Genomic DNA, 22,847 nt, shown 5'->3' on the forward strand with positions numbered 1-22,847 from the left:
TCCTTTATGAGATTTTCTGGAACTGGGATTTAAAACTGCAATTCTTGAGTCCGACAACCCGCCTTAGTGGGTGTCGTGTGCCTGGCCGATGTACACCAGCGTCAGCATCATGAAAATGAACGCCTGCAGCAGAACGATCAGGATGTGGAAGACCGCCCACACGCTGCCGGCAATCACATGGCCGATGAAGCCAAGCACCGTCGTGTCCGCGCCGAAGCTCCACAGACTGCCCAGCAGGGCGATCAGCAGGAACAGCAGTTCGCCTGCATACATGTTGCCGAACAACCGCAGGGCGAGCGAAACCGTCTTTGCGACGAACTCGATGATGTTGAGTGCGAGGTTCGGGATCCACAGCAGCGGATGCGCGCCGAACGGAGCGGAGAGCAGCTCGTGCACGAAGCCGCCTGCGCCCTTGATCTTGAGGTTGTAATAGATCATCAGTGCGAACACGCCGAGCGCGATGCCGAACGTGCCGTTAAGGTCGGCGGTCGGGACGATGCGCTGGTGCGGGAGCACTTCCGAGAGGCCGAGCCAGCCGATCACGCGGGTCGGGAGGTCGACGGGGATGAAGTCGAGCGAGTTCATCAGCGCGACCCAGACGAACACGGTCAGCGCGAGCGGTGCGATGAAGGCGCGGTTGCCGTGGACGATGGCCTTCGACTGGTCTTCGACCATTTCGACCAGCATCTCGATGGCGCACTGGAAGCGGCCGGGGACGCCCGACGTTGCCTTGCGTGCGGCGAGGCGCAGCAGGAAGATGGTGGCGAGACCGCAGAGAATCGACCAGAACAGCGTGTCGATATTCAGGATGTGAAAATCGACGATCGACGTCTGATGCGAGGTGGAAAAGTTCTGCAAGTGGTGCGCAATGTACTCGGACGGATCCAGAGCGCGCGTTCCTTCGCTAGCTGCCATATCGTTAAAGACACCCAAATTGTCGAAAATCGTTTCCGGCCATTCCCGCCGCCGTACCTCTTCGCGGGAATGCGCCGCCGCGGATCGCATCGAACCCGCACGTCAGCTGTTCACTTGCCGCTTCGTTCAACCGGCGCCCGCAGTGCGGCGCCGCAGTTTGAACGACAGTTAGCGACAGGTCAGCGCCATGCAAGCGCGATCCAGTAAGTCTTGAGTGCGATCAGGTAAGTAACGAGCAGCGGAATCCACCGCACTTCGTGATACCAGACCGCGATAGCAACGAACATCGCAATCGTCGCCCCCATCTTGAATGCTTCGCCGAGCATCCAGTTCATCACGGTGCCGACGCCGCCGAGATGCTTCAGGCGCGCTGCGAACAGCGCACCCGGCAACCAGCAGATCGCTCCCCCCAGGAACGCTGACAACGCAGCTGCGCCGGGCGGCTTGTAGAACAGCCACCACGCCAGCGTTGCGACCAGGGACAAAACCATTTGCGCTGCCACGACACGAAACGGCGTGACGCGCGATGGGCGGCGAACCTGCGGGCCAAAGAGCTTCTCGGCTTCGACCCGGGTAAGCGGAACGATGTCGTTGTTATCTTGCTGCTGATCGGCGTCCCACAACGCGTTGTGATCTTCGTGCATGGCAGTGAGCCGGGACGCACCCTGTTCGCTGCCGGAAGGTCCGACCCCGCGTTGCGGTTCATCGGACCCTTCATGCGCCTTGGGCGCTTCGCCTGGTCTCTGACCCACCATCGCAGTTATTCCGCGCAGTTATCCTGGATATTCGCGACACTCACCCCATTCACCCTTAAGCACGCACTGATACAACGCACTTACAGGTCGCCAACCAAATAAATCCGGGCGATTGTAAGCGATAGTTGCAGGCAATTCAAGACTTTACGATGTTCGGAAACGCCCGTGAAATGGGGCTTCACGATACGAAAAACAGGCTCTTGAACAAGGCTGCGGGCGCATCTGTAAGGAGTGACAAATACCCTTTCGCGGGCACAAAAACAGCGTGGACATTTCGCCTGCCAGGCCGACCCCGGCGGGCGAAATCAGAGAAAGTGCAAAGGCAGCGCGCCAAGCAGAACGGCTATTAGCCAGAACGGCAACGATATGATATGGAACGGCAGCCATAAGCCCCGCTCATTAGAAAGACGCACGGCGATAAGATTTGCGAGCGAGCCGATCGCCACGCCAAAGCCCCCTACGCTCACGCCAAAGGCAACCGCACGCCAGTCATGGGTGAAGCCCGCAAGCACGATCGCTGCCGGGACGTTGCTGATGACCTGCGAAAGCACCGCCCCTGCGACATAGGACCGCAAGGGCGTCTGTAGCGACAATCCGCCCATAAGGTCGTGAATCCAGGGCAATGCGGCCGCGCTGCGCAAGACGATAAACATCAGCACGAAAATCAGCAGCAGCAGCCAGTCGATCTTCAGTACGATGCGTGTGCGCCAGATCAAGAAACCTGCGGCTACGCCCGCAAGCGCAATCCCTGCGCGATGTGCATCCGCGAGCAATACGAACGCCACGAAGAGCAGCGCTGCGACCAGCGCAAGCGCGCGGTCGACCGGATGGGGAGCCATATCGGTCGAGAGATCGAGCGGGCGCGGCTTGAAAAGGCATGTGGCCAGCACGACCAGCATCGTCATCAATAGTGCGCAAAGCGGCGCAAGCTCCGCGACGAAGCGGCCAAACGCAACCCCGCTTAGTTGCCAGAGAAACAGGTTCTGCGGATTGCCGAGCGGCGTCAGCACCGATCCGGCATTTACGGCCAGCGCCACCACAATCACGAGCCGCTTGAGCGGTAGCGGTGTGAGCCTGTGCAGCGACAGCACCAGCGGCACGACGACGAAGAGTGCCACATCGTTCGTCACGAACATCGAGAGCGCGGCGGCCAGCGCAATCAGCGACAGCGCAAGCGAGCGCTCCGAATGAATGTGACGCACGAGGCGATGCGCGAGCCACGTCAGCAGTCCTGAGCATTCGATTGCTTTCGTCAGAATCAGCAGGCCCGCGAGCGTCATTACGGTCTGCCAGTCGACGAGCGCGGGCAGCGAAGTCCATGCTCGCGGTGCGAAAGTCTGAAGCAATACGAGTGCTGCGGCGAGGATGGCCAGCACCGGCTCGCCGGCCACGAATCTGAGGAGCGTGCGCAGGCGAGCCTGCGTGGCTGCTTGAATCTGCTGCATAGAGAAGTTGGGCTGCGCGCGCGGCAACGCCGCGTCAGACAGCCGTTTCGCCGCGCAGGCGCAGGAGAATGCCGTCGAGTGCGTCGAGATCGCCGAAATCGACGGTCAGTTGCCCGCGCCCGCGACGACCCAACTTGATCTTCACCGTCGCGGCCAGCAGATCAGACAGTTCTTCTTCGAGACGCCGCGTGTCGCGGCCGCCATCGTGCGCCACCTTCGCCTTTACCGTCGGCGCGGCCTTCGTCGTGGCCGACACCAGCCGCTCGGTCTCGCGCACCGACATGCGCTTGTTGACCACCTGATTGGCCAGCTGGATCTGCGTGGCGGAATCGACGGCCAGCAGCGCGCGCGCATGGCCCATATCGAGGTCGCCGGCGAGCAGCATGGTTTGCACCGGCGCGGCGAGATTCAGGAGACGCAGCAGGTTCGACACCGCACTGCGCGAGCGGCCAACCGATTCCGCGGCCTGCTCGTGCGTGAAATGGAATTCGTCGAGCAAGCGCTGAATGCCCTGCGCCTCTTCGAGCGGATTGAGATCCTCACGCTGGATGTTCTCGATCAGCGCCATGGCGGCGGCGGCCTGGTCGGGCACGTCCTTCACCAGAACCGGCACCTCGATCAATCCTGCGAGGTGCGCCGCGCGAAAACGCCGCTCGCCCGCGATGATCTCGTAGCGGTCCGTGTCGATTGGCCGGACGAGGATCGGCTGCATGAGCCCCTGTGCGCGGATGCTCGCGGCCAGTTCCTGCAGCGCGCCCTCGTCCATGCGTGTACGCGGCTGGTACTTGCCCGCCTGCATCTTCGCGAGCGGCAGCGTGTTCGGCGCGCTGTCGATCTTCACCGCTTCGGTAATGTCGGCGCTGCCGCCCAGCAGGGCTTCCAGCCCGCGGCCCAGCCCTTTTTTCCGTGCTACTGCGTTCATCGTGATTCCTTAGTCTCCAGTGGACGCGGCGAGCATCAGAGTGCGCGCACCCGTTCGATCATTTCGGCGCCAAACTGCACGTACGCCTGCGCGCCGCGTGACGCGCGATCGAACACCACGCCCGGTAGTCCGTAGCTGGGCGCCTCTGCGAGGCGCACGTTACGCGGAATCACCGCGTCGAAAACCTTGTCGCCGAAATGCTCTTTCAGCTGATCCGATACCTGCTGCTGAAGCGTGATGCGCGGGTCGAACATCACGCGCAGCAAGCCGAGCACCTTCAGGTCGCGATTCATGTTCGCGTGAACCTGCTTGATCGTGTTGACCAGATCGGAGAGCCCTTCGAGGGCGAAGTACTCGCACTGCATCGGGATCACCACGCCGTGCGCGGCGCACAGGCCGTTGAGCGTCAGCAGCGACAGCGCGGGCGGGCAATCGATCAGCACGAAGTCGTAGTCGGCGTCGACTTCCGCGAGTGCGTTTTTTAAACGACGCTCGCGTTGCGCCACCGAAACCAGCTCCACTTCGGCGCCGGCCAGCTCCCGATTCGCGGGAAGCACGTCGTAGCCCACCGCCTCAGGGCGCGTGCGCGCGTCCGGCACGGTCACGCCGTCCACCAGCACTTCGTATACCGTGTTCTCGCATGCGGCCTTGTCGATGCCGCTGCCCATCGTGGCGTTGCCCTGCGGGTCGAGATCGATGAGAAGGACACGCTGTCCCTGCGATGCGAGGCTCGCGGCGAGATTGACCGTTGTCGTCGTCTTGCCGACGCCGCCCTTCTGGTTCGCAACGCAGAAGATTTTTGCCATCTTTGGGGTGTCCCTTTTGCTGCCGTAAAGAGTTTGCTTACGTTATCACGCGCGTACCGCGCGTCGACCTGGCCGTTGGTTCAATTGACGCCCGGCGCAGGCGGAGAATCATGCTGCTGCCGGCTCGACCGACACTTCGATCAGGTGCCGCTCTGCATCGAGCATCGGCACCGCGAGCCGGATGGTCTGAAGCACCTGCGCACCGTCCGGCAAGCGCTCGATCTCGCCTTCCGGACGTACACCCTTCATCGCCCAGATTGCGCCGCCGTCAGCGACCAGATGCCGGGCCAGTGTAACGAAATCGACGAGTTCCGCGAATGCCCGCGAGACGATCAAATCGAATTTTTTCGGGATTTCGATTCCTGGGCGCAGCGACTCGACCCGCCCCGTCACCACCGAGAGATTCGCGAGACCCAGTTCGGCCTTCGCCTGTGACTGGAACGCGCTCTTCTTGTGCACGATGTCGTTGAGCGTCACCTGCCAGTTGGGCCGCACAATGGCGAGCACGATGCCCGGCAGTCCGCCACCGGAGCCGACGTCCAGCACCGCCAGGCCGTCACGCACCGGAAGATGCGGCAGGATCGAGAGCGAATCGAGGATGTGCTGGATCATCATCTGGCGCGGGTCGCGGATCGCGGTCAGGTTATAGACCGCGTTCCACTTCGCAAGCAGCGTGACGTAATCGAGCAGCTGCGCGCTCTGCCGATCGCTGAGTTCGACGGCAAGCGCCTGTGCGCCCTCCTCCAGCAATTGCGCCAGGGCCGCGCGATCTGCAATGCCGGGTTGCCGTGCGCGCCCCGTCATTGGGCCACCGGCGTGTTGTCGGTGCCGGAATCCGCTGGATCCTGGCGCCGACGGCCGAGGCCGCGCTTCAGGTGAACCATCAGCAGCGAGATCGCGGCGGGCGTGATGCCCGAAATACGCGACGCCTGACCGATGGTTTCCGGGCGATGCTGATTGAGCTTCTGGCGAGCCTCGAACGACAGACCACGCACCTCGGCGTAATCAATGCCCTCCGGCAACCGCGTATTCTCATGGGCGCCGTTACGCTCGATTTCGTCCGCCTGACGGTCGATGTAGCCCTGATATTTGATGCCGATCTCGATCTGCTCCTTGATCTGCGCGAGCAGGATTTCGTCGTCGGCCAGCGGAGCGTCGGGTCCGCACGTACCCTCGCGCAAACCACACACGCCGTCGTAGCTGACGCCCGGGCGGCGCAGCAGATCAGCAAGGTTGTATTCGCGGTCGATCGGCTTGCCGAGCAGTGCCGTTGCTTCATCGGCAGACAGCGTTTTTGGATTCACCCATGTCGACTTCAAGCGCTCTGTTTCACGTGAAACAGCATCGCGCTTGCGGCAGAACGCATCCCAGCGGGCGTCGTCCACGACGCCCAGTTCGCGGCCAATCTCGGTCAGGCGCATGTCTGCGTTGTCTTCGCGCAGGCTCAGGCGGTACTCTGCACGGCTCGTGAACATACGGTACGGCTCGGACACGCCGCGCGTCACCAGATCGTCGACCAGCACACCCAGATAGGCCTCGTCGCGGCGCGGGCACCATGCGTCTCTGCCCTGTACTTGCAGGCCAGCGTTAATCCCCGCCAGCACGCCCTGTGCAGCAGCTTCTTCGTAGCCGGTCGTTCCGTTAATCTGGCCCGCAAAGAACAGGCCATTGATCGACTTCGTCTCCAGCGACGACTTCAACCCGCGCGGGTCGAAATAGTCGTACTCGATGGCATAGCCCGGACGCAGGATATGCGCGTGCTCCAGGCCGCGCATCGAGTGAACAAGCTCCAGCTGGACGTCGAACGGCAGACTTGTCGAGATCCCGTTCGGGTAGAACTCGTTGGTCGTCAGCCCTTCCGGCTCGAGGAAAATCTGGTGCGATTCCTTCGACGCGAAGCGGTGGATCTTGTCCTCGATTGACGGGCAGTAGCGCGGACCCACGCCTTCGATCACGCCCGTGTACATCGGTGAGCGGTCGAGCCCGCCACGGATGATGTCGTGCGTGCGTGAATTCGTATGTGTGACCCAGCACGGAATCTGGCGCGGATGCTGCTCGGCGCGGCCAAGGAACGAAAACACCGGCACCGGATCCAGATCGCCCGGCTGCTCTTCGAGCACCGAAAAATCAATAGTGCGACCATCGATACGCGGGGGAGTACCGGTCTTCAGGCGCCCTTGAGGAAGCTTCAGTTCCTTCAGGCGCGCAGACAGCGTCACCGCAGCCGGGTCGCCGGCCCGCCCGCCCGTGTAATTATTCAGGCCAACGTGGATCTTGCCGTCGAGGAATGTTCCCGCCGTCAGCACGACCGCGCGACTGCGGAAACGAATGCCGACTTGCGTCACCGCACCCACCACGCGGTCGCCTTCAACCATCAGATCCTCGACAGCCTGCTGGAACAACCAGAGATTCGGCTGATTTTCCAGGCGGCGGCGGATCGCGGCTTTGTACAGAATACGGTCGGCTTGGGCGCGGGTTGCCCGCACAGCCGGGCCCTTTGAGGAGTTGAGGATGCGGAACTGGATGCCGCCCTCGTCCGTGGCAGCAGCCATGGCGCCGCCAAGAGCATCGACCTCCTTGACCAGATGACCTTTGCCGATACCGCCGATGGACGGATTACAGCTCATCTGACCGAGCGTTTCGATGTTGTGCGTGAGCAGAAGCGTCTTGACGCCCATGCGGGCGGCAGCAAGCGCGGCCTCGGTACCGGCGTGACCGCCGCCGACAACGATTACGTCAAACTCTGTGGGATAAAGCATAGCCGGACCTCACGCACGGCGAACCGCGTGAGCCTTCTCAGAAAAGTGTGGGATGCGCGAATTATAACGGTTTCGAGATTTGGTCCGTTCACGCCCGAATTTCGTTCCATGCGTGAGCGAAAAAATCTGGCTGTTTCACGTGAAACACCTAGCTTCGTGAACAACATATAGAGCACGTAGATGCGGTTTTTCGGTCGGATTTCTCCATCCGATTGAGACAGGCTTCGGTCGTTTGTGGAATTTGCGCTAGTTCTTTGGTTTCGTTCTCGAGCGTCGTGTCGCCGGTTTCCCGCACGTAGCCATGATCAGGAATCTGCCGCACCGTGCACCTGCTCTGCTCGATGAGCAGCCATCCCCCGCTTCTGACGCCACGCGCGGACGATGCGCGAAAGCATTTTCACGACGAGCATTCGTCGCTCGTCGCCCGAAATATTGGCTCTCGCGTGTCATCGCACCGATCGAGGATGCAGCACTCCCCTACCCGCCAGTGCCGACACGTAACGGACGTCACCTTGCTCCACCGATAGCGCACCACTCATCGCCAGGTTGTGCGACGCCCTCGCATGATCGCGTCGCGCACCATCCACTCACTTGTGCCGTTCGGTCGATCATCAAGACAATTGGCGCCGCCTCAACCTTCATCACCACGCGATCAAGTGCATCGATCCGGCCGCTGCTAATCGTGACGCTCAAAACGTCCAACGCGTCATAAGTCGATCCCAGTCATTTCACGCCGCCAAAGAGCGCTTCCCGCGCGGCGGGGTTCGGTTGCACGTCCTCTGCAAATCCCATGCGATCCGTGCAGCGAACACCATCGCAACCAGCCACTCCGCCCGATTCATCACAAAGCCCTTGCGATGTTCAACTACCCGCGCGCTCATGCTCCGTCCTGATCCCATGCGTTCCGCGCATCGAACGCCATCGCAACCAGCCGCTCCACCCGATTCATCACAAAGCCCTTGCGATGTTTAACTACCCGCGCGCTCAAGCTGCGGCCTTCAGCGTGCACAGAGACACGGTCAGTTGCTCATTTCCGATTTCGCAGCCGGATTCCGTTTCGCCGAGCACTGCGCCAAACACTTACGCGATACCACCACCACTGTGATCACCAGATATTCGACACCGTGATTCAGACCGAACGGCATTGCAGTTTCAGCATGCAAGCGCGCGTCCTGTGCCCTTATTAAGCGAGCCGAGAATAAAGACTCAGCAGGCAGCACGTCGATCCAGCTCAGGTCTATCTGTGGCGGCAACGCGGCGCGCACGCCGCGCGAGACGAACACGCCTTTCGGAATGAAAATCGTCCGTCGGACGGAAAACGCCAGCGAGACTAACGCGCAGGTCGAATCTATCGTGGCGCCACCTTGCGCGAGAATCGCGGCAATCGATCATTCCATGCACGCATCTTCCCGAAACCAGGCGGCGCAGAAAAAATGGAAGCGCTACACGCATCGAAAAAACGGAGAGACAGGATCGACGACGACGTACGGCGTACCGGATGCTGCCGGTGACAAGAACAGCGTGAGTGCGCTGCATCGCATGACGCTGAATCGTCCGTACAGACGGTCGTCGATAGCGTTGTGGTCGGCCGCCGCCATGTTGGTGATAGCCACACGAGACAAGCAGATCATTGATGTTCGCAAGCACAACACCTCTGCGCCCCACTGCCCTGTTTTCAACACCGCGGGAATCGCGCGTGCTACAACAACAAAGCCGCGCACTACACCTGCCCACCGTAGACCCACCTGTACGCGCACTTGCAGCCCAGGCCGCTCAAATGACGCGATTCCAGTCAGCGTCCACGTCGGGCAGCTTCAGCCCCGCGCGAATCGCGTGCTACAACAACAAAGTCGCGCACTACGCCTGCCCGCCGCAGACCCACCTGTACGCGCACATACAGCCCAAACCGCTCAAATGACGTGATTCCAGCCAGCGACCACGTCGAACAGCACAAGCGAATTCGGCACGCCGAATTCGCTCAGCACATTAACCAGACAATTTGATCGACGCAGAAAGATGAATCCAGCAGAACGGCTGTTGCGCCTGCAAGCGCATCCCACCGGATAACGGGCGTGCAGACAGCGGGCTTCAACTGCGCCACACGCTGACTTTCACGCTAAAAAGAGGAATGGATTTGCGCGCATGAGAAACGCGACGCGCGACAAAGAAAAAAGCAGAGGAAAGCTACACGGCAGAAAAACCGGCGGCTAAAATGAAAAGCGCTGTTGGACTCCCGTCCAACAGCGCTTCCTTTTCCGGGCACTTTGTGCCTCAGTTGTCTCCTCGTCCTCCACCTGCAAATTCGGTGCATCAGAACTAGCTCAAACTTTAATCGTCAGCTCCTTGCGCGGCAACTAGCATTTACCCTAGTCGTGCAGCGCGGCACCGAATTGGCGCGCTCCGGGCGCAATCGCTCACGCGACGAAAGCACCGGCGTATCACAACGCAAACGCAGGACACACACAGCGCAAACACAGCGGAAACCGCACGCACAGCAAAACAAACGCGCAAACTCACGCTCGCAAGATCCTTGCACGCGCAACAATCTCGCCGACGATGCCGCGCCGGAACGCCAGCACGCACGCGATGAAAATAAGGCCCGTAACGATCGTCGCAGACTCGCCAAGTGAATTAAACCAGCCAACGCCCGTGACGGACGCCAGCGCCGTGCCGATATCGCCCAGCCGATCCTCGAGCGAAACAATCAACGCCGCGCCGACAATGGGCCCGAAAACCGTGCCCATGCCGCCGACGAGCGTCATCAGGATCACGAGTCCGGACAGCGTCCAGTATGCGTCGCCAAGCGTCTCGAAGCCGAGCACGAGCACCTTGAGCGAACCGGCGAGCCCCGCAAGCCCCGCCGAGAGCACGAAGGCGAGCAGCTTGAAGCGGTCGGTGTCGTAGCCGAGCGAAATCGCGCGCGGCTCGTTCTCCTTGATAGCACCCAGCACCTGCCCGAACGGCGAATGCACGATGCGCACGATCAGCAAGAACGCGAGCACCATCACGACAAGCACGACGTAATAGAGCACGAGATCCGATGCGAGCGGCAGCACCCCGAACAGATTGCCCCGCGGCACGCCCTGCAAGCCGTCCTCGCCGTGCGTGAAGGGCGCCTGCAAGTAGATGAAATAGACCATCTGCGCGAGCGCGAGCGTCACCATCGAGAAGTAGATGCCCTGTCGACGAATCGCGAACAAACCGGTCACGACGCCGATCAGTGTTGCCGCCGCCGTGCCGGCCAGCACGCCAAGCTCGGGCGTGAAGTTCAGCGACTGCATCGTATAGCCGGTCAGATAGCCCGCGGTCGCGAGGAACATCGCGTGACCGAACGAGAGCAATCCCGTGTAGCCGATCAACAGATTGAACGCCGCGGCGAACAGCGCGAAACACAGCACCTTCATCACGAAGAGCGGATACGCACCCGCAAACGGCGCGGCGATCAGGCCGATCAGCAGCAGTCCATAAAGCGCTTTTCTTTGCATCACCGTTCCTTGCCGAAGAGGCCTGCCGGGCGAATCAGCAGGACGATCGCCATGATCACGAACACCACCGTTGCCGACGCCTCGGGCCAGAACACGCGCGTGAAGCCCTCGATCACGCCGAGCAGCAGGCCAGTGAGAATAGAACCCATGATCGATCCCATCCCGCCGATCACGACCACGGCGAACACGGTGATGATCATCGGCTGGCCCATGAGCGGCGACACCTGAATCACGGGCGCGGCCAGCACGCCCGCGAATGCCGCCAGCGCGACGCCAAAGCCATAGGTGAGCGTGATCAAGAGCGGCACGTTGATGCCGAACGCCTCGACGAGCTTGGGATTTTCCGTGCCCGCGCGCAAATAGGCGCCAAGCCGCGTCTTCTCGATGATGAACCAGGTCGCGAAGCACACGGCAAGCGAAGCGACGACCACCCACGCGCGATAGTTCGGCAAATACATGAAGCCGAGATTGGTTGCGCCAGAGAGCAGTTCCGGCACGTCATAAGGTTGGCCGGACGAGCCGTAGATCGCGCGGAACACGCCTTCCACGACAAGCGTGATGCCGAACGTCAGCAGGAGTCCGTACAGATGATCGAGCCGGTAAAGCCAGCGCAGCATCGTACGCTCGATCACGATGCCGAACGCGCCCACCACCAGCGGTGCGACCACGAGCATCGCCCAGTACGGCAGATCGAAATACGCAAGGCCCATCCATGTGAGCATCGCGCCCAGCATGAACAACGCGCCGTGGGCAAAGTTGATCACGTTGAGCATGCCGAAGATCACCGCGAGGCCGAGACTCAGGATCGCGTAGAACGACCCGTTCACGAGCCCGAGCAACAACTGGCTCAGCATTGCCGGCAGCGGAATGCCAAAGATCGTCATGAAAGCCGCCATTAACGGTTGTGCGCACTCATGACGCCGCGCGGCGCACTACAGGCGCCGCGCGGCGTCATGCCAGAGCGCGGATGCGCTTACTTCCAGAGCGCGCAGGTGCTGTCCTTCTTCAACGTATAGGCCTGATCGCCCGGGATCGTCGCGACGATCTTGTAGAGATCCCACGGGCCCTTCGACTCCGACGGCTTCTTGACCTGGGCGAGATACATGTCATGAATCAGCACGCCGTCCTGGCGGATATAGCCGCCCTGCGTGTAGAAGTCGTTGATCTTGGTGCTCTTCAGCTTCGCCATGACCTTGTCCGGGTCGGTCGTACCCGCCGCCTGCACCGCCTTCAGGTAATTCATGGTGAACGAATAGTCGGCTGCCTGAAGCTCCGACGGCATCTTCTTCGTCTGGTCGAAATAGCGCTGCGCCCACTTGCGCGACGCATCGGTCTGGTCCCAGTACCAGCCGGTCGTCAGCACGAGGCCCTGCGTCGTGTCGAGCCCGAGGCTCTTCACGTCAGGCAGGAACATCAGCAGCGCGGCGGTCTTCATCGTCTTGTCGATGCCGAATTCCTTCGCGGCCTTGATCGCGTTGACCGTGTCGCCGCCCGCGTTCGCAAGGCCGAGAATCTGCGCCTTCGACGACTGCGCCTGCAGCAGGAACGACGAGAAGTCCGATGCCGAAAGCGGATGGCGCACCTCGCCGACCACCTGGCCGCCGTTCTCCTTGACGACGTCGGCCGTATTCTTTTCGAGCGACTTGCCGAACGCGTAGTCGGCGGTCAGGAAGAACCAGGACTTGCCGCCCTGCTTGACCACGGCAAGGCCGGTGCCCTTTGCGAGCGCAACCGTGTCGTAACCGTAGTGAATCGTGTACGGCGTGCACTGCTTGTTCGTGAGATCGTCCGTGCCCGCGCCGGTGTTGACGTACACCACCTTCTTTTTCTCTTTCGCGACGTCGTTCATCGCGAGCGCCGCCGCCGAGTTCGTACCGCCGAACAGCAGCGTGATGCCGTCACGGTCGATCCACTCGCGCGCCTTCGACGCTGCAATGTCCGCCTTGTTCTGGTGGTCTGCGTACACGAGGTCGATCGGTTTGCCGAGTACCTTGCCGCCGAAGTCGGCAATCGCCATCTTGATCGCCGTGAGCCCCCCCGGGCCGTCGTCGTCCGCGTAGAGTCCCGACATGTCGGTGATGAAGCCGATCTTCACCGTATCGCCAGCGGCCTGCGCGTTGCCTGCGCCAAGCGTCATCGAAGCCGCTGCGGCGGCGACCAGGCCCGCGAGCCGCGCGAACGTCGTTTTCCTCATTGCAGTCTCCTTCTTTGGTTGCATAGTCATAGTTATCGAAGCGACAAGCTGAATCAAAACAGCGAATCAAAACATCGAATCGATACATCAAGGCAGCAAATCACGGCAAGACGTCTCGCGTGCGGCACCTCGCGCCGCGCGCAATCCGAAACCCGGAACGCTAGACGCCTAGCAGATCGTGCAGCACGGGCATCTTGCCCTCGAGCTCGGCAACGCCGAAGTGCTCGACGATATGGCCGTGCTCCATCACGTAGAACCGGTCGGCCAGCGGCGCGGCAAAGCGAAAGTTCTGTTCGACCATCACGACCGTGTAGCCGCGCGCCTTGAGCGTGACGATCATGCGCGCCAGCGTCTGCACGATCACGGGTGCGAGGCCTTCGGAGATCTCGTCGAGCAGCAGCAGGTTCGCGCCCGTGCGCAGGATGCGCGCGACGGCCAGCATCTGTTGCTCGCCGCCGGAAAGGCGCGTGCCCTGGCTGTGACGGCGCTCCGCGAGATTCGGGAACATCGAGTAGATCTCGTCGAGCGACATGCCGTTCGAGCCCGCGTTCACGAGCGGCGGCAGCAGCAGGTTCTCCTCGCACGAGAGGCTCGAGAAAATGCCGCGCTCTTCCGGGCAATAACCGACGCCGCAATGCGCGATGCGATAGGTGGGCATATGGATCGTCTCGCGCCCGCCGATACGGATCGACCCCGTGCGGCGCCCCGTGAGGCCCATGATCGCGCGCAGCGTGGTCGTGCGCCCGGCCCCGTTGCGCCCGAGCAGCGTGACGACTTCGCCGCGCGCCACGGAGAGATCCACGCCGTGCAGGATGTGCGATTCGCCGTACCAGGTTTGCAGCCCCGAGATCGCGAGTGCGGGCTCGTCCTCCACGGCGGCAGCGTCGACGTTTTCGTTTTCCGTCACCGTGCTCATGCGTGGGCTCCGATGAGGGTCGCGTCCGCGCTGCCCATATAGGCTTCGGCCACGAGCGGATTCTTCGACACTTCGGCATAGCTGCCTTCCGCCAGCACTTCGCCGCGTTGCAGGACGGTGATCGTGTCGGAGATGCCCGCAATCACGTTCATGTTGTGCTCGACCATCAGGATCGTGCGCCCGCTCGCAACCTTCTTGATGAGTGCCGTCACGCGGTCGACGTCTTCGTGACCCATGCCCTGCGTGGGCTCGTCGAGCAGCATCAATTCAGGCTCCATCGCGAGCGTCGTGGCGATTTCGAGCGCGCGCTTGCGCCCGTAAGCGAGTTCGACGGTCGGCACGGCGGCGAAGTCGGTCAGGCCGACCTGCGTGAGCAGATCCATTGCGCGATCATCGAGTTCGGCGAGCGTGCGCTCGCTTTTCCAGAAGTGATAAGCGGTGCCAAGCGAGCGCTGCAATCCGATGCGCACATTCTGCAGCGCCGTGAGGTGCGGAAACACCGCGGAAATCTGAAACGACCGGATAATGCCGCGCCGCGCGATCTGCGCGGGCCGCTCATGCGTGATGTCGACACCGTTGAATACGATGCGCCCCGCGCTCGGCTCGAGAAATTTGGTGAGCAGATTAAAGCAGGTGGTCTTGCCTGCGCCGTTGGGTCCGATCAGCGCGTGGATCGTGCCGCGGCACACGCGCAGATTCACGCCGTTCACGGCCGTAAAGCCCTTGAACTGCTTGGTCAGTCCGCGCGTCTCCAGAATCGTGTCGCTGAGAATCATGTCCCCTTCCACGCATAGTAAAGGCGCGGCGCGCTGTCCGCGCTCTGCCCGCTCCCGCGCATTGTCGCGCCAATGATGCACCGCAATCATTGGGATTTGCACTTATGGGGCAAACACTTCATCCCGCGTCGCGCTCAATGTGCTCCGCGCCCTTCGCGCCCGTTTCACACGTCCTTCTTCGCACGACCGCATTCACACTTCCGTCATATGCGCGGCGGAACCGGCGCGTGCGTTCGCGCCCTCGTGACGATCGGCGAGCAGCATGGCCGCCGCGCGCTCGGCGATCATCAGCGTCGGCGAATTCGTGTTGCCCGATGTGATGAACGGCATGATCGATGCATCGGCCACGCGCAAGCCCGTCACGCCGCGCACGCGCAGGCGCGAATCGACGACCGCGTCGGCATCGTCGGCGCGGCCCATGCGGCAGGTGCCCACCGGATGAAAGATCGTCGTGCCGACATTACCCGCCGCTTCGACCAGTTGTTCTTCGGTCTGGAACGCCACGCCCGGCAAAATTTCCCGCGGCTTGTAGCGCGCGAGCGCGGGCGACGCCGCGATGCGGCGCGTGAGGCGCAACGCATTGGCGGCTACGTGCCGGTCGTAATCGGTAGAAAGGTAATTCGGCGCGATCGCAGGCGCGGTGGAAGGATCGGCGGAAACGATGTGGATGCTGCCGCGCGACGTGGGCCGCAAATTGCAGACCGATGCAGTGAACGCATTGAAGCGGTGCAGCGGCTCGCCGAAGCGGTCGAGCGAAAGCGGCTGCACGTGATATTCGAGGTCGGGGCGCGTGAGCGCGGGGTCGTCGGGATCGGACCTGGCGAACGCACCGAGCTGCGACGGCGACATCGACATCGGCCCGCTTTGAAACAGCGCGTATTGCAGGCCGATTTTCAGCTTGCCCCACCAGTGCGCCGACGCCGTGTTGAGCGTGCGCACACCGTCTACGCGATACGCCATGCGCAGTTGCAAATGGTCCTGCAGATTCTCGCCCACGCCGGGCAGATCCTGCACGACGTCGATGCCGAGCGGCGCGAGCCGTCGCATATCGCCGATGCCGGAGAGTTCGAGCAATTGCGGCGAATTCACGGCGCCCGCACTCAGAATCACTTCGCCGCGCGAGCGCGCGACGCAAGCGACATCGCCGCAGCGATATTCGACGCCAACGCACCTGCGTCCTTCGAAGATCACGCGCTCGGTGAGCGCGCCCGTTACAACAGTGATATTCGGACGCTTCATCGCGGCGCGCAAAAACGCCTTCGACGCATTCCAGCGCACGCCGCGTTTCTGGTTCACGTCGAAATAGCCAACGCCGCTGTTGTCGCCGCGATTGAAATCGTCCGTGGCGGCAATACCCTGCTCCTGCGCCGCGTGCGCGAACGATTCGAGAATCTTCCACTTGAGCCGCTGTTTCTCGACGCGCCATTCTCCGCCCGCGCCGTGAAATTCGGTCGCGCCGCCGTGATAGTCCTCGCTCTTGCGAAACACCGGCAGCACCGATTCCCACGACCAGCCTGCATCGCCGGATGCGCGCGCCCACGCGTCGTAATCCTCACGCTGGCCGCGCATGTAGATCATGCCGTTGATCGACGACGATCCGCCCAATACGCGCCCGCGCGGATAGGAGAGCGCGCGCCCGTTCAGGCCCGCTTCGGCAACGGTTTTATAGAGCCAGTCGGTGCGCGGATTGCCGATGCAGTAGAGATATCCGACCGGAATGTGAATCCAGTGGTAGTCGTCCTTGCCGCCCGCTTCGAGCAACAGCACGGAGACGTTGGGATCGGCGCTCAGACGGTTGGCGAGCACGCAACCCGCGGTGCCGGCGCCGACGATTACATAATCGAATTCGCCTTCGAGGCGACGCGAGGACGACGATGCGCGCGGTGCTTCGCTCGTTGCTGGCATTTTTGTCTCCCATCCGGTCCGACGCAGGCGGGCCGCCGTGCGGACCTGCTGCGTTACATGCCGATTGTATTTTTTCAGGCGGCGGTACGCGCCGCCGCCTGTTCACTGCAAGCGTTGCGCGGGCGCTTACTTCGCGACGGGCATCGTGAATTCCGCGCCCTTGGCGATGCTGTCCGGCCAGCGCTGCATGATGCTCTTGTAGCGCGTGTAAAAACGCACGCCTTCTTCGCCGTAAGCATGATGGTCGCCGAACAGCGAGCGCTTCCAGCCGCCGAACGAATGCCACGCCATCGGCACCGGAATCGGCACGTTGATCCCCACCATGCCGACCTTGATCTGGCGCGAGAACGCGCGCGCGATGCCGCCATCCGACGTGAAGAGCGCAACGCCATTGGCAAACTCATGCGCGTTGATGAGTTCGACGGCGCTCGCGAAGTCGGGCACGCGCACCACGGCGAGCACCGGACCGAAGATCTCGTCCTTGTAGATCGTCATGTCGGTCTTCACGTTGTCGAACAGCGTGCCGCCGAGGAAGAAACCGTCGTCCTGTCCTTCGGGCGCATGCGCGCGGCCGTCGACCACGAGCTTCGCTCCCGCCTTCACGCCCGCATCGATATAGCCCTTCACTTTCTCGCGGTGCGCCGCCGTCACGAGCGGCCCCATCTCCGAAGCGCTGTCCATGCCGTTGCCGATCTTGAGCGCCTTCACGCGCGGCGTCAGACGCTCGATCAGTTCGTCGGCGACATGGCCCACGGCCACCGCCACCGAAATCGCCATGCAGCGCTCGCCCGCCGAACCATAAGCCGCGCCGATCAGCGCGTCGACGGCCTGGTCGAGATTGGCGTCGGGCATCACGACAAGGTGATTCTTCGCGCCGCCCAGCGCCTGCACGCGCTTGCCGTGCTTTGCGCCTTCGGTATAGATGTACTCGGCGATCGGCGTCGAGCCGACGAACGAAAGCGCCGCAACATCCGGGTGCGCGAGCAACGAATCCACGGCCACCTTGTCGCCGTGGACGACGTTGAACACGCCATCGGGCAAGCCCGCTTCCTTGAGCAGTTCGGCAAGGCGAAGCGACGCCGAGGGATCGCGCTCCGAAGGCTTCAGCACGAACGTGTTGCCGCACGCGAGCGCGACCGGGAACATCCAGCACGGCACCATCATCGGAAAGTTGAACGGCGTGACGCCGGCCACGACGCCCAGCGGCTGACGCAGGTTCCAGTTGTCGATGCCGCCGCCGATCTGGTCGGTGAAGTCGGTCTTCAGCAGATTCGGAATACCGCACGCGAATTCGACGACCTCGATGCCGCGCATGACTTCGCCCTTCGCATCCGAGAACACCTTGCCGTGCTCGCGCGTAATCAATTCGGCGAGTTCGTCGTGGTGCTGGTCGAGCAGATCCTTGAACTTGAACAGGACGCGCGCGCGCTTGACGGGCGCCATCTCGCTCCACGCCGGGAATGCGGCGTGGGCTGCGGCAACAGCCGCGTTCACGTCGGCCACGCTCGCGAGCGGCACGCGCGCGCTCACTTTGCCGAGCGCGGGATTGAAAACGTCGGCATAACGCTCGCTTTGGGTGTCGAGCGGCTTGCCGCCGATGAAATGCGTCAGCGTGCGAACGCCGGTTTCGTTCAGATGTGTCTCGCCCATGGATGCCTCGTTTGTTGGAAGAATGTGCGGTGTTATGTATGGTGTTCGCGCGCCGCCGGCATGCGACCACACGCCTCACCGTCTGGATAGTCAGAAGCCTAATCGGCAATCCGTGCAGCGATCCAATGATTAATGCTCAACAGCGATATAAGGCGCGCTAATATCAGGATATGGACCTGACCTTGCTTCGCGCGTTCGTCACGGTCGCACGCGAGGGCAATCTCACGCGCGCGGCCACGCACCTGCATCTGACCCAGCCGGCCGTGAGCCTGCAGATCAAGCACTTGCAGGAAGCGCTCGGCGTGACGCTCTTCACGCGCACCGCCCACGGCCTCGCACTCACGCGCGACGGCCAGGCGCTGCTGCCGCACGCCGAGCGCGCGCTCGCCGCCGCGGGCGACGTCCAGCGCGCCGCTGCTGCACTGCGTCACGAAGTGCGCGGCAAGCTGCGCATCGGCACGATCCTCGACCCGGCGTTTCTGCGCCTCGGCGGGTTTCTTCGGCAACTCGTCGAAACCTGGCCGCAGATCGAAACCGCGCTGCGCCACGGCATGTCGGGCTGGGTGATCGACCAGGTGCGCTCGCGCGAACTCGATGTCGGCTACTACATCGGCCAGCCCGGCCCGGACGCCGAAACCTTCCACGCCATTACGCTCACGCGCTTCCAGTACCGCGTGCTCGCGCCCGCAGGCTGGAAAGACCGCGTGAAAGGCGCACGCGACTGGCGCGCGCTCGCCGCCTTGCCGTGGATCTGGACGCCGCCCGCCTCCGCGCACAATCGCCTGCTCACGCGCCTTTTCGAGGCGGTCGACGCAAAACCCGTGAAAGTCGCGGAAGTCGATCAGGAGCCGTCGATGCTCGACCTCGTGAAATCGGGCGTCGGGCTCACGCTCGCGCGCGATTCCATCGCCATTGCGGAGGCGCACGCGCACGCGCTGACGATCGTCGAAGGCGTGACGGTGCCCACCGAACTCACTTTCATCACGCTCGCGTCGCGCCGCAACGAGCCCGCCATCGCCGCGGCGCTCAAGGCCATCGAAACGCAGTGGGCGATATGAGCCGCGCTCATGAGGGCGCCGCTGCATTCGACTAACACGCGACCGGCACGAAGACATCGGCGGTGTAACGGCGTCGTCACGCAAGGTTTGTTAGATTCGATGTTCGCCCGCGCCGATCACCCATCGATCAACAGGCGATAACCAATCGAAGCCGGACGATTCGGTTCGGCACGGTGCGCTTCGTGCCCCGCTCATCGTTACCTCGTTCCACAGGAGCCCTGCATGGCCCGCAACATCGAAATCAAAGCCCGCGCCCGCGACTTCGACGCGCTGCGCACGCGTGCCGCCCAGCTTGCGTCCGACGCGCCGCTGATCTTTCGCCAACAGGACTTTTTCTACGACGTGCCCCGCGGCCGGCTGAAGCTGCGTCAGTTCGACGACGGCACGCCGCCCGAGCTGATTTTTTATCAGCGCGACGACCGCGACGGCCCGAAAGTCTCGTACTACACGCGCAGCCCGGTCACGAACGCCGAAGCGATGCACGCGCTGCTCGCCACGGCGCTGACGACGCGCGGGATCGTCTCGAAGGAGCGCCATGTGTATCTGGTGGGCCGTACGCGCATCCATCTGGACCGCGTGGACGGCCTGGGCGATTTCGTCGAACTGGAAGTGGTGCTAGCGCCCGATGACGACGAGCAAGACGGCGAAGCCGAGGCGCACGCGATGTTCGCAAAGCTCGGCGTCGAAGCAGGCGATCTTGTGGCGCGTGCCTACGTCGATCTGCTCAATGCACCGGTATCCGCGTGAAATGCAGGCCTGATGCGTTGCGTCAGGCCGCGGAATAAAGACGTGGAATAAAGGGTGCGGAGTCAGGGCGCGGACGCGCCCGGCTCCAGATGCCCGAGCGGCAGCGGCCCGTTGCGCTTGAACGTGGTGAGCACGATATTCGAGCGTACGCTGTCGACGCCGGGCACGTGCATCAGTTTCTTCATCACGAACGACGACAGCGCGTTCAGATCCGGCGCCACGATGCGCAGTAAATAATCGGCGTCGCCCACCACCGCATGGCATTCCAGCACCTCCGGCAGCGCGTCAATCTGCTGCCGGAACTGCTCCATCACCGAATCCCCGTGATGTTTCAGCTTCAGGCTCGTGAACGCCGTGACGCCGAGACCGAGCTTTTCGGGCCGCAGCACGACGCGAAAGCCGTCGATCACGCCCGTTGCCTCCAGCCGCTGCAACCGCCTGCCGATCTGCGACGGCGAGAGCGGCACCCGCTCCGCGAGCTGCTGGTGCGTCGCACGGCCAAAACGCTGCAGCACGTCGAGCAGCGCGAGATCAAAGTGATCGAGTTCCAGCATGACGAAATTACGCACGAATCCGGTTATTAATGCGCGATTATTGCATGACACACCATCGCCGAGCCCCATTCCTGCGGCGCCGGGCAGTGCGACCTTGCCGTCTCGCGGGAGCGCTCGCACCCTGCCGATATCCGTGAAAAAATAGTCGATCTACCGCCATTCGTCCGCGCGCCACCCGCGCGCGCGGGTTTCGCGCGGTGTCCGGTGCTCGCACAGCGCAAAACGCCGAGCGGGCGCCCATTCCATGACAGGTGCAGACATGATCAACCGCCTCACATCAGAAGAGCGCGCCACCCAGCTCGCCGATCTCCACGGCTGGCAGTCCGTCGCGGGCCGCGACGCCATTGCGCGCACCTTCCGTTTCGCCGATTTCAACGAAGCGTTCGGCTTTATGACGCGCGTCGCAATCAAGGCGCAGGAGATGAATCACCATCCGGAATGGTTCAATGTTTATAGCCGCGTCGAAATTACGCTTTCGACGCATGAAGCCGACGGCCTTACTGCGCGCGATATCGCGCTCGCACGCTTTATCGACTCGATTGCGCCGGGTCCACTCAGTGTGTGAGCATGCGCAGACTGAAAGCTGAATGCAGGGTGAGAAGTTCCCAAACCTTCAAGGTTGAAGGCCATTCTTGAGGGATACGTAAGATTCCCAGGCGGCTCGGGCAATGGGGTCCAAACGTTCCGCCGACATGGTGTTCTGACGCTGTACAATCATCAGCGCATACGGCTTGGAAAGCGCGCTAGCTTCCTTGCACAACGAGAGTTCGTCGCCACGCGAGGGCGAGCGGTTGCGCCAGAAGTTGATCGCGGCTTCGAGTTCGGTAATCGAAATATCGGACATGTTGATCGTGACTCGCGCAATCGTTGCACGCGGCGCCGCTAGCTGTCGTGCAGGTTACCTGCATCGAGCGGCGCTTCACGAACTGCGTGCCTCAAACGCTAAACCCATTTGTACTTGAGCGAATCCCATGCGACTCCTTCTGATCGAAGACGACCGCCCCATCGCACGCGGTATCCAGTCCAGCCTCGAGCAAGCCGGCTTCACGGTGGACATGGTCCACGACGGCATCTTCGCCGAGCAGGCCCTCACGCAGAATCGCCATGAACTCGTGATCCTCGACCTCGGTCTGCCCGGCATCGACGGCATGACGCTGCTCGCGCGCTTCCGCCAGAGCAACCGGCACACGCCCGTCATTATCCTCACCGCACGCGACGAGCTGAATGACCGCGTCCAGGGCCTGAATTCGGGCGCCGACGACTACATGCTCAAACCGTTCGAACCCGCGGAACTCGAAGCGCGCATTCGCGCGGTGATGCGCCGCAGCGGTCCGCACGGCGACGTGCCGCGCCCCGAAGTTTCGCTTGGCGGCGTGCGTCTCTCGGGCGTCGATCGCCGCATCTTCAACGAAGACAAACCGCTCGAACTCTCGCCGCGCGAATTCGCCGTGCTCGAAATGCTGCTGCTGCGTCACGGCCGCGTCGTCAGCAAGGCCCAGCTTCAGGACCATCTTACGCACTTCGGCGGCGACCTCGGCGATACAGCGATCGAAGTCTACGTGCACCGCGTGCGCAAGAAGCTCGAAAACTGCCGTGTCGAGATCGTCACGGTGCGCGGCTTCGGCTACCTGCTGCAGGAAATCCGCCAGGCCGCCTGAGGCCCAGCCTCGCGCCATGGCCCTTTCCAGGCCCCTTGCACGTCGCGAGGGGCAGAAGAAGAGGCCTGCGAGGCTCCCACCAGGCGGCGCCCTCCAGTACGCCGCCTCGTTCCCGCTTGCGCTTTGCGTCTGGCCTCGCGCCAGGCGCGAAGCCGTAGCGTGCGCCGCGCAATCTGCAGATCTCCTGATCGTCGCGCGGAGATGCACCGCTCAAAGCATCCGCATAGCCTCCGGGCGGCCCCCAATAGTCCCACCAGGCCCTACTCTGCCGCAGGCGCGTCCACCCGCGTAAAATGGGTCCG

21 protein-coding genes are annotated in these 22,847 nt (G+C 62.6%); 4 read left to right on the forward strand and 17 right to left on the reverse strand.

What is annotated here, in order from left to right; all coding sequences use genetic code 11:
• Positions 1-63: 63 nt before the first annotated feature.
• The 15 genes from atpB to Q0L30_RS23870 form a co-directional block, all read right to left on the reverse strand.
• A complete protein-coding gene (atpB, locus tag Q0L30_RS23800) occupies positions 64-915 on the reverse strand; it encodes a F0F1 ATP synthase subunit A (protein ID WP_296662772.1) in 852 nt (283 codons plus the stop codon).
• Positions 916-1,094: 179 nt separating this feature from the next.
• Positions 1,095-1,670, reverse strand: coding sequence for an ATP synthase subunit I (locus Q0L30_RS23805; RefSeq protein ID WP_296662775.1), 576 nt, complete (start codon positions 1,668-1,670; stop codon positions 1,095-1,097).
• A gap of 305 nt (positions 1,671-1,975) precedes the next feature.
• Positions 1,976-3,115, reverse strand: coding sequence for an SLC13 family permease (locus tag Q0L30_RS23810; RefSeq protein WP_296662778.1), 1,140 nt, complete (start codon positions 3,113-3,115; stop codon positions 1,976-1,978).
• 34 nt (positions 3,116-3,149) lie between these two features.
• Positions 3,150-4,037 (reverse strand): ParB/RepB/Spo0J family partition protein, encoded by an 888-nt coding sequence (locus Q0L30_RS23815; protein ID WP_296662780.1) that lies wholly within the window; start codon positions 4,035-4,037, stop codon positions 3,150-3,152.
• Positions 4,038-4,072: 35 nt separating this feature from the next.
• Positions 4,073-4,843: a ParA family protein gene (locus tag Q0L30_RS23820; protein ID WP_293033596.1), complete on the reverse strand. Its 771-nt coding sequence runs from the start codon at positions 4,841-4,843 to the stop codon at positions 4,073-4,075.
• Between the two features lie 108 nt (positions 4,844-4,951).
• Complete coding sequence (gene rsmG / locus Q0L30_RS23825) at positions 4,952-5,647, reverse strand: 16S rRNA (guanine(527)-N(7))-methyltransferase RsmG (protein ID WP_296662783.1); 696 nt, start codon at positions 5,645-5,647, stop codon at positions 4,952-4,954.
• On the reverse strand, positions 5,644-7,602 hold the full coding sequence (mnmG, locus tag Q0L30_RS23830) for a tRNA uridine-5-carboxymethylaminomethyl(34) synthesis enzyme MnmG (RefSeq protein WP_296662786.1): 1,959 nt from the start codon (positions 7,600-7,602) through the stop codon (positions 5,644-5,646). The genes rsmG and mnmG overlap by 4 nt, the downstream gene beginning before the upstream one ends.
• Positions 7,603-8,621: 1,019 nt before the next feature.
• Positions 8,622-8,885, reverse strand: coding sequence for a hypothetical protein (locus Q0L30_RS23835; protein ID WP_296662788.1), 264 nt, complete (start codon positions 8,883-8,885; stop codon positions 8,622-8,624).
• A 1,230-nt stretch (positions 8,886-10,115) separates the two neighbouring features.
• Positions 10,116-11,087, reverse strand: coding sequence for a branched-chain amino acid ABC transporter permease (locus Q0L30_RS23840; RefSeq protein WP_296662790.1), 972 nt, complete (start codon positions 11,085-11,087; stop codon positions 10,116-10,118).
• Positions 11,087-11,971 (reverse strand): branched-chain amino acid ABC transporter permease, encoded by an 885-nt coding sequence (locus Q0L30_RS23845; protein ID WP_296662793.1) that lies wholly within the window; start codon positions 11,969-11,971, stop codon positions 11,087-11,089. Before Q0L30_RS23845 ends, Q0L30_RS23840 begins: the two co-directional genes overlap by 1 nt.
• A gap of 89 nt (positions 11,972-12,060) precedes the next feature.
• Positions 12,061-13,281, reverse strand: a complete 1,221-nt coding sequence (locus tag Q0L30_RS23850; protein WP_296662795.1) for an ABC transporter substrate-binding protein — start codon at positions 13,279-13,281, stop codon at positions 12,061-12,063.
• Positions 13,282-13,441: 160 nt separating this feature from the next.
• Positions 13,442-14,197: an ABC transporter ATP-binding protein gene (locus Q0L30_RS23855; protein ID WP_296662797.1), complete on the reverse strand. Its 756-nt coding sequence runs from the start codon at positions 14,195-14,197 to the stop codon at positions 13,442-13,444.
• Complete coding sequence (locus tag Q0L30_RS23860) at positions 14,194-14,973, reverse strand: ABC transporter ATP-binding protein (RefSeq protein ID WP_296662799.1); 780 nt, start codon at positions 14,971-14,973, stop codon at positions 14,194-14,196. The genes Q0L30_RS23855 and Q0L30_RS23860 overlap by 4 nt, the downstream gene beginning before the upstream one ends.
• A 192-nt stretch (positions 14,974-15,165) precedes the next feature.
• The gene (locus Q0L30_RS23865; protein ID WP_296662802.1) at positions 15,166-16,878 is read right to left on the reverse strand and encodes a GMC family oxidoreductase; all 1,713 of its coding nucleotides are present in this window, start codon (positions 16,876-16,878) and stop codon (positions 15,166-15,168) included.
• A gap of 126 nt (positions 16,879-17,004) precedes the next feature.
• Positions 17,005-18,528: a CoA-acylating methylmalonate-semialdehyde dehydrogenase gene (locus Q0L30_RS23870; protein ID WP_296662804.1), complete on the reverse strand. Its 1,524-nt coding sequence runs from the start codon at positions 18,526-18,528 to the stop codon at positions 17,005-17,007.
• 170 nt (positions 18,529-18,698) lie between these two features.
• Here Q0L30_RS23870 and Q0L30_RS23875 point away from each other — a divergent pair, with 170 nt between their 5' ends.
• Both Q0L30_RS23875 and Q0L30_RS23880 read left to right on the forward strand, forming a co-directional pair.
• Positions 18,699-19,586: a LysR family transcriptional regulator gene (locus tag Q0L30_RS23875; protein WP_296662806.1), complete on the forward strand. Its 888-nt coding sequence runs from the start codon at positions 18,699-18,701 to the stop codon at positions 19,584-19,586.
• Between the two features lie 222 nt (positions 19,587-19,808).
• The gene (locus Q0L30_RS23880; protein WP_296662809.1) at positions 19,809-20,333 is read left to right on the forward strand and encodes a class IV adenylate cyclase; all 525 of its coding nucleotides are present in this window, start codon (positions 19,809-19,811) and stop codon (positions 20,331-20,333) included.
• Positions 20,334-20,395: 62 nt separating this feature from the next.
• On the opposite strand, the gene Q0L30_RS23885 is transcribed toward Q0L30_RS23880, so the two are convergent.
• Positions 20,396-20,887, reverse strand: coding sequence for an Lrp/AsnC family transcriptional regulator (locus Q0L30_RS23885; protein WP_296662818.1), 492 nt, complete (start codon positions 20,885-20,887; stop codon positions 20,396-20,398).
• Between the two features lie 259 nt (positions 20,888-21,146).
• Between Q0L30_RS23885 and Q0L30_RS23890 the strand changes: the two genes are divergently transcribed.
• On the forward strand, positions 21,147-21,452 hold the full coding sequence (locus tag Q0L30_RS23890; protein ID WP_296662811.1) for a 4a-hydroxytetrahydrobiopterin dehydratase: 306 nt from the start codon (positions 21,147-21,149) through the stop codon (positions 21,450-21,452).
• Between the two features lie 48 nt (positions 21,453-21,500).
• Here Q0L30_RS23890 and Q0L30_RS23895 read toward each other — a convergent pair whose 3' ends face one another.
• The gene (locus tag Q0L30_RS23895) at positions 21,501-21,731 is read right to left on the reverse strand and encodes a DUF3717 domain-containing protein (RefSeq protein WP_296662814.1); all 231 of its coding nucleotides are present in this window, start codon (positions 21,729-21,731) and stop codon (positions 21,501-21,503) included.
• A 127-nt stretch (positions 21,732-21,858) separates the two neighbouring features.
• Here Q0L30_RS23895 and Q0L30_RS23900 point away from each other — a divergent pair, with 127 nt between their 5' ends.
• A complete protein-coding gene (locus tag Q0L30_RS23900; protein ID WP_296662816.1) occupies positions 21,859-22,545 on the forward strand; it encodes a response regulator transcription factor in 687 nt (228 codons plus the stop codon).
• The last annotated feature ends 302 nt before the right edge of the window (positions 22,546-22,847 follow it).

The organism is Paraburkholderia sp., assembly GCF_024281035.1.
Lineage (GTDB): Bacteria > Pseudomonadota > Gammaproteobacteria > Burkholderiales > Burkholderiaceae > Paraburkholderia.

Excerpts from the sequence above, each read along its gene's own strand:
- Q0L30_RS23845 (WP_296662793.1), bottom strand. The coding sequence starts at position 11,971 with ATGACGATCTTTGGCATTCCGCTGCCGGCAATGCTGAGCCAGTTGTTG.
- Q0L30_RS23810 (WP_296662778.1), bottom strand. The coding sequence starts at position 3,115 with ATGCAGCAGATTCAAGCAGCCACGCAGGCTCGCCTGCGCACGCTCCTC.
- Q0L30_RS23885 (WP_296662818.1), bottom strand. The coding sequence starts at position 20,887 with ATGCTGGAACTCGATCACTTTGATCTCGCGCTGCTCGACGTGCTGCAG.
- Q0L30_RS23865 (WP_296662802.1), bottom strand. The coding sequence starts at position 16,878 with ATGCCAGCAACGAGCGAAGCACCGCGCGCATCGTCGTCCTCGCGTCGC.
- Q0L30_RS23895 (WP_296662814.1), bottom strand. The coding sequence starts at position 21,731 with ATGTCCGATATTTCGATTACCGAACTCGAAGCCGCGATCAACTTCTGG.
- Q0L30_RS23880 (WP_296662809.1), top strand. The coding sequence starts at position 19,809 with ATGGCCCGCAACATCGAAATCAAAGCCCGCGCCCGCGACTTCGACGCG.
- Q0L30_RS23820 (WP_293033596.1), bottom strand. The coding sequence starts at position 4,843 with ATGGCAAAAATCTTCTGCGTTGCGAACCAGAAGGGCGGCGTCGGCAAG.
- Q0L30_RS23870 (WP_296662804.1), bottom strand. The coding sequence starts at position 18,528 with ATGGGCGAGACACATCTGAACGAAACCGGCGTTCGCACGCTGACGCAT.
- Q0L30_RS23805 (WP_296662775.1), bottom strand. The coding sequence starts at position 1,670 with ATGGTGGGTCAGAGACCAGGCGAAGCGCCCAAGGCGCATGAAGGGTCC.
- mnmG (WP_296662786.1), bottom strand. The coding sequence starts at position 7,602 with ATGCTTTATCCCACAGAGTTTGACGTAATCGTTGTCGGCGGCGGTCAC.
- Q0L30_RS23875 (WP_296662806.1), top strand. The coding sequence starts at position 18,699 with ATGGACCTGACCTTGCTTCGCGCGTTCGTCACGGTCGCACGCGAGGGC.
- Q0L30_RS23900 (WP_296662816.1), top strand. The coding sequence starts at position 21,859 with ATGCGACTCCTTCTGATCGAAGACGACCGCCCCATCGCACGCGGTATC.
- Q0L30_RS23890 (WP_296662811.1), top strand. The coding sequence starts at position 21,147 with ATGATCAACCGCCTCACATCAGAAGAGCGCGCCACCCAGCTCGCCGAT.
- Q0L30_RS23855 (WP_296662797.1), bottom strand. The coding sequence starts at position 14,197 with ATGAGCACGGTGACGGAAAACGAAAACGTCGACGCTGCCGCCGTGGAG.
- Q0L30_RS23850 (WP_296662795.1), bottom strand. The coding sequence starts at position 13,281 with ATGAGGAAAACGACGTTCGCGCGGCTCGCGGGCCTGGTCGCCGCCGCA.
- Q0L30_RS23860 (WP_296662799.1), bottom strand. The coding sequence starts at position 14,973 with ATGATTCTCAGCGACACGATTCTGGAGACGCGCGGACTGACCAAGCAG.
- Q0L30_RS23815 (WP_296662780.1), bottom strand. The coding sequence starts at position 4,037 with ATGAACGCAGTAGCACGGAAAAAAGGGCTGGGCCGCGGGCTGGAAGCC.
- atpB (WP_296662772.1), bottom strand. The coding sequence starts at position 915 with ATGGCAGCTAGCGAAGGAACGCGCGCTCTGGATCCGTCCGAGTACATT.
- Q0L30_RS23840 (WP_296662790.1), bottom strand. The coding sequence starts at position 11,087 with ATGCAAAGAAAAGCGCTTTATGGACTGCTGCTGATCGGCCTGATCGCC.
- rsmG (WP_296662783.1), bottom strand. The coding sequence starts at position 5,647 with ATGACGGGGCGCGCACGGCAACCCGGCATTGCAGATCGCGCGGCCCTG.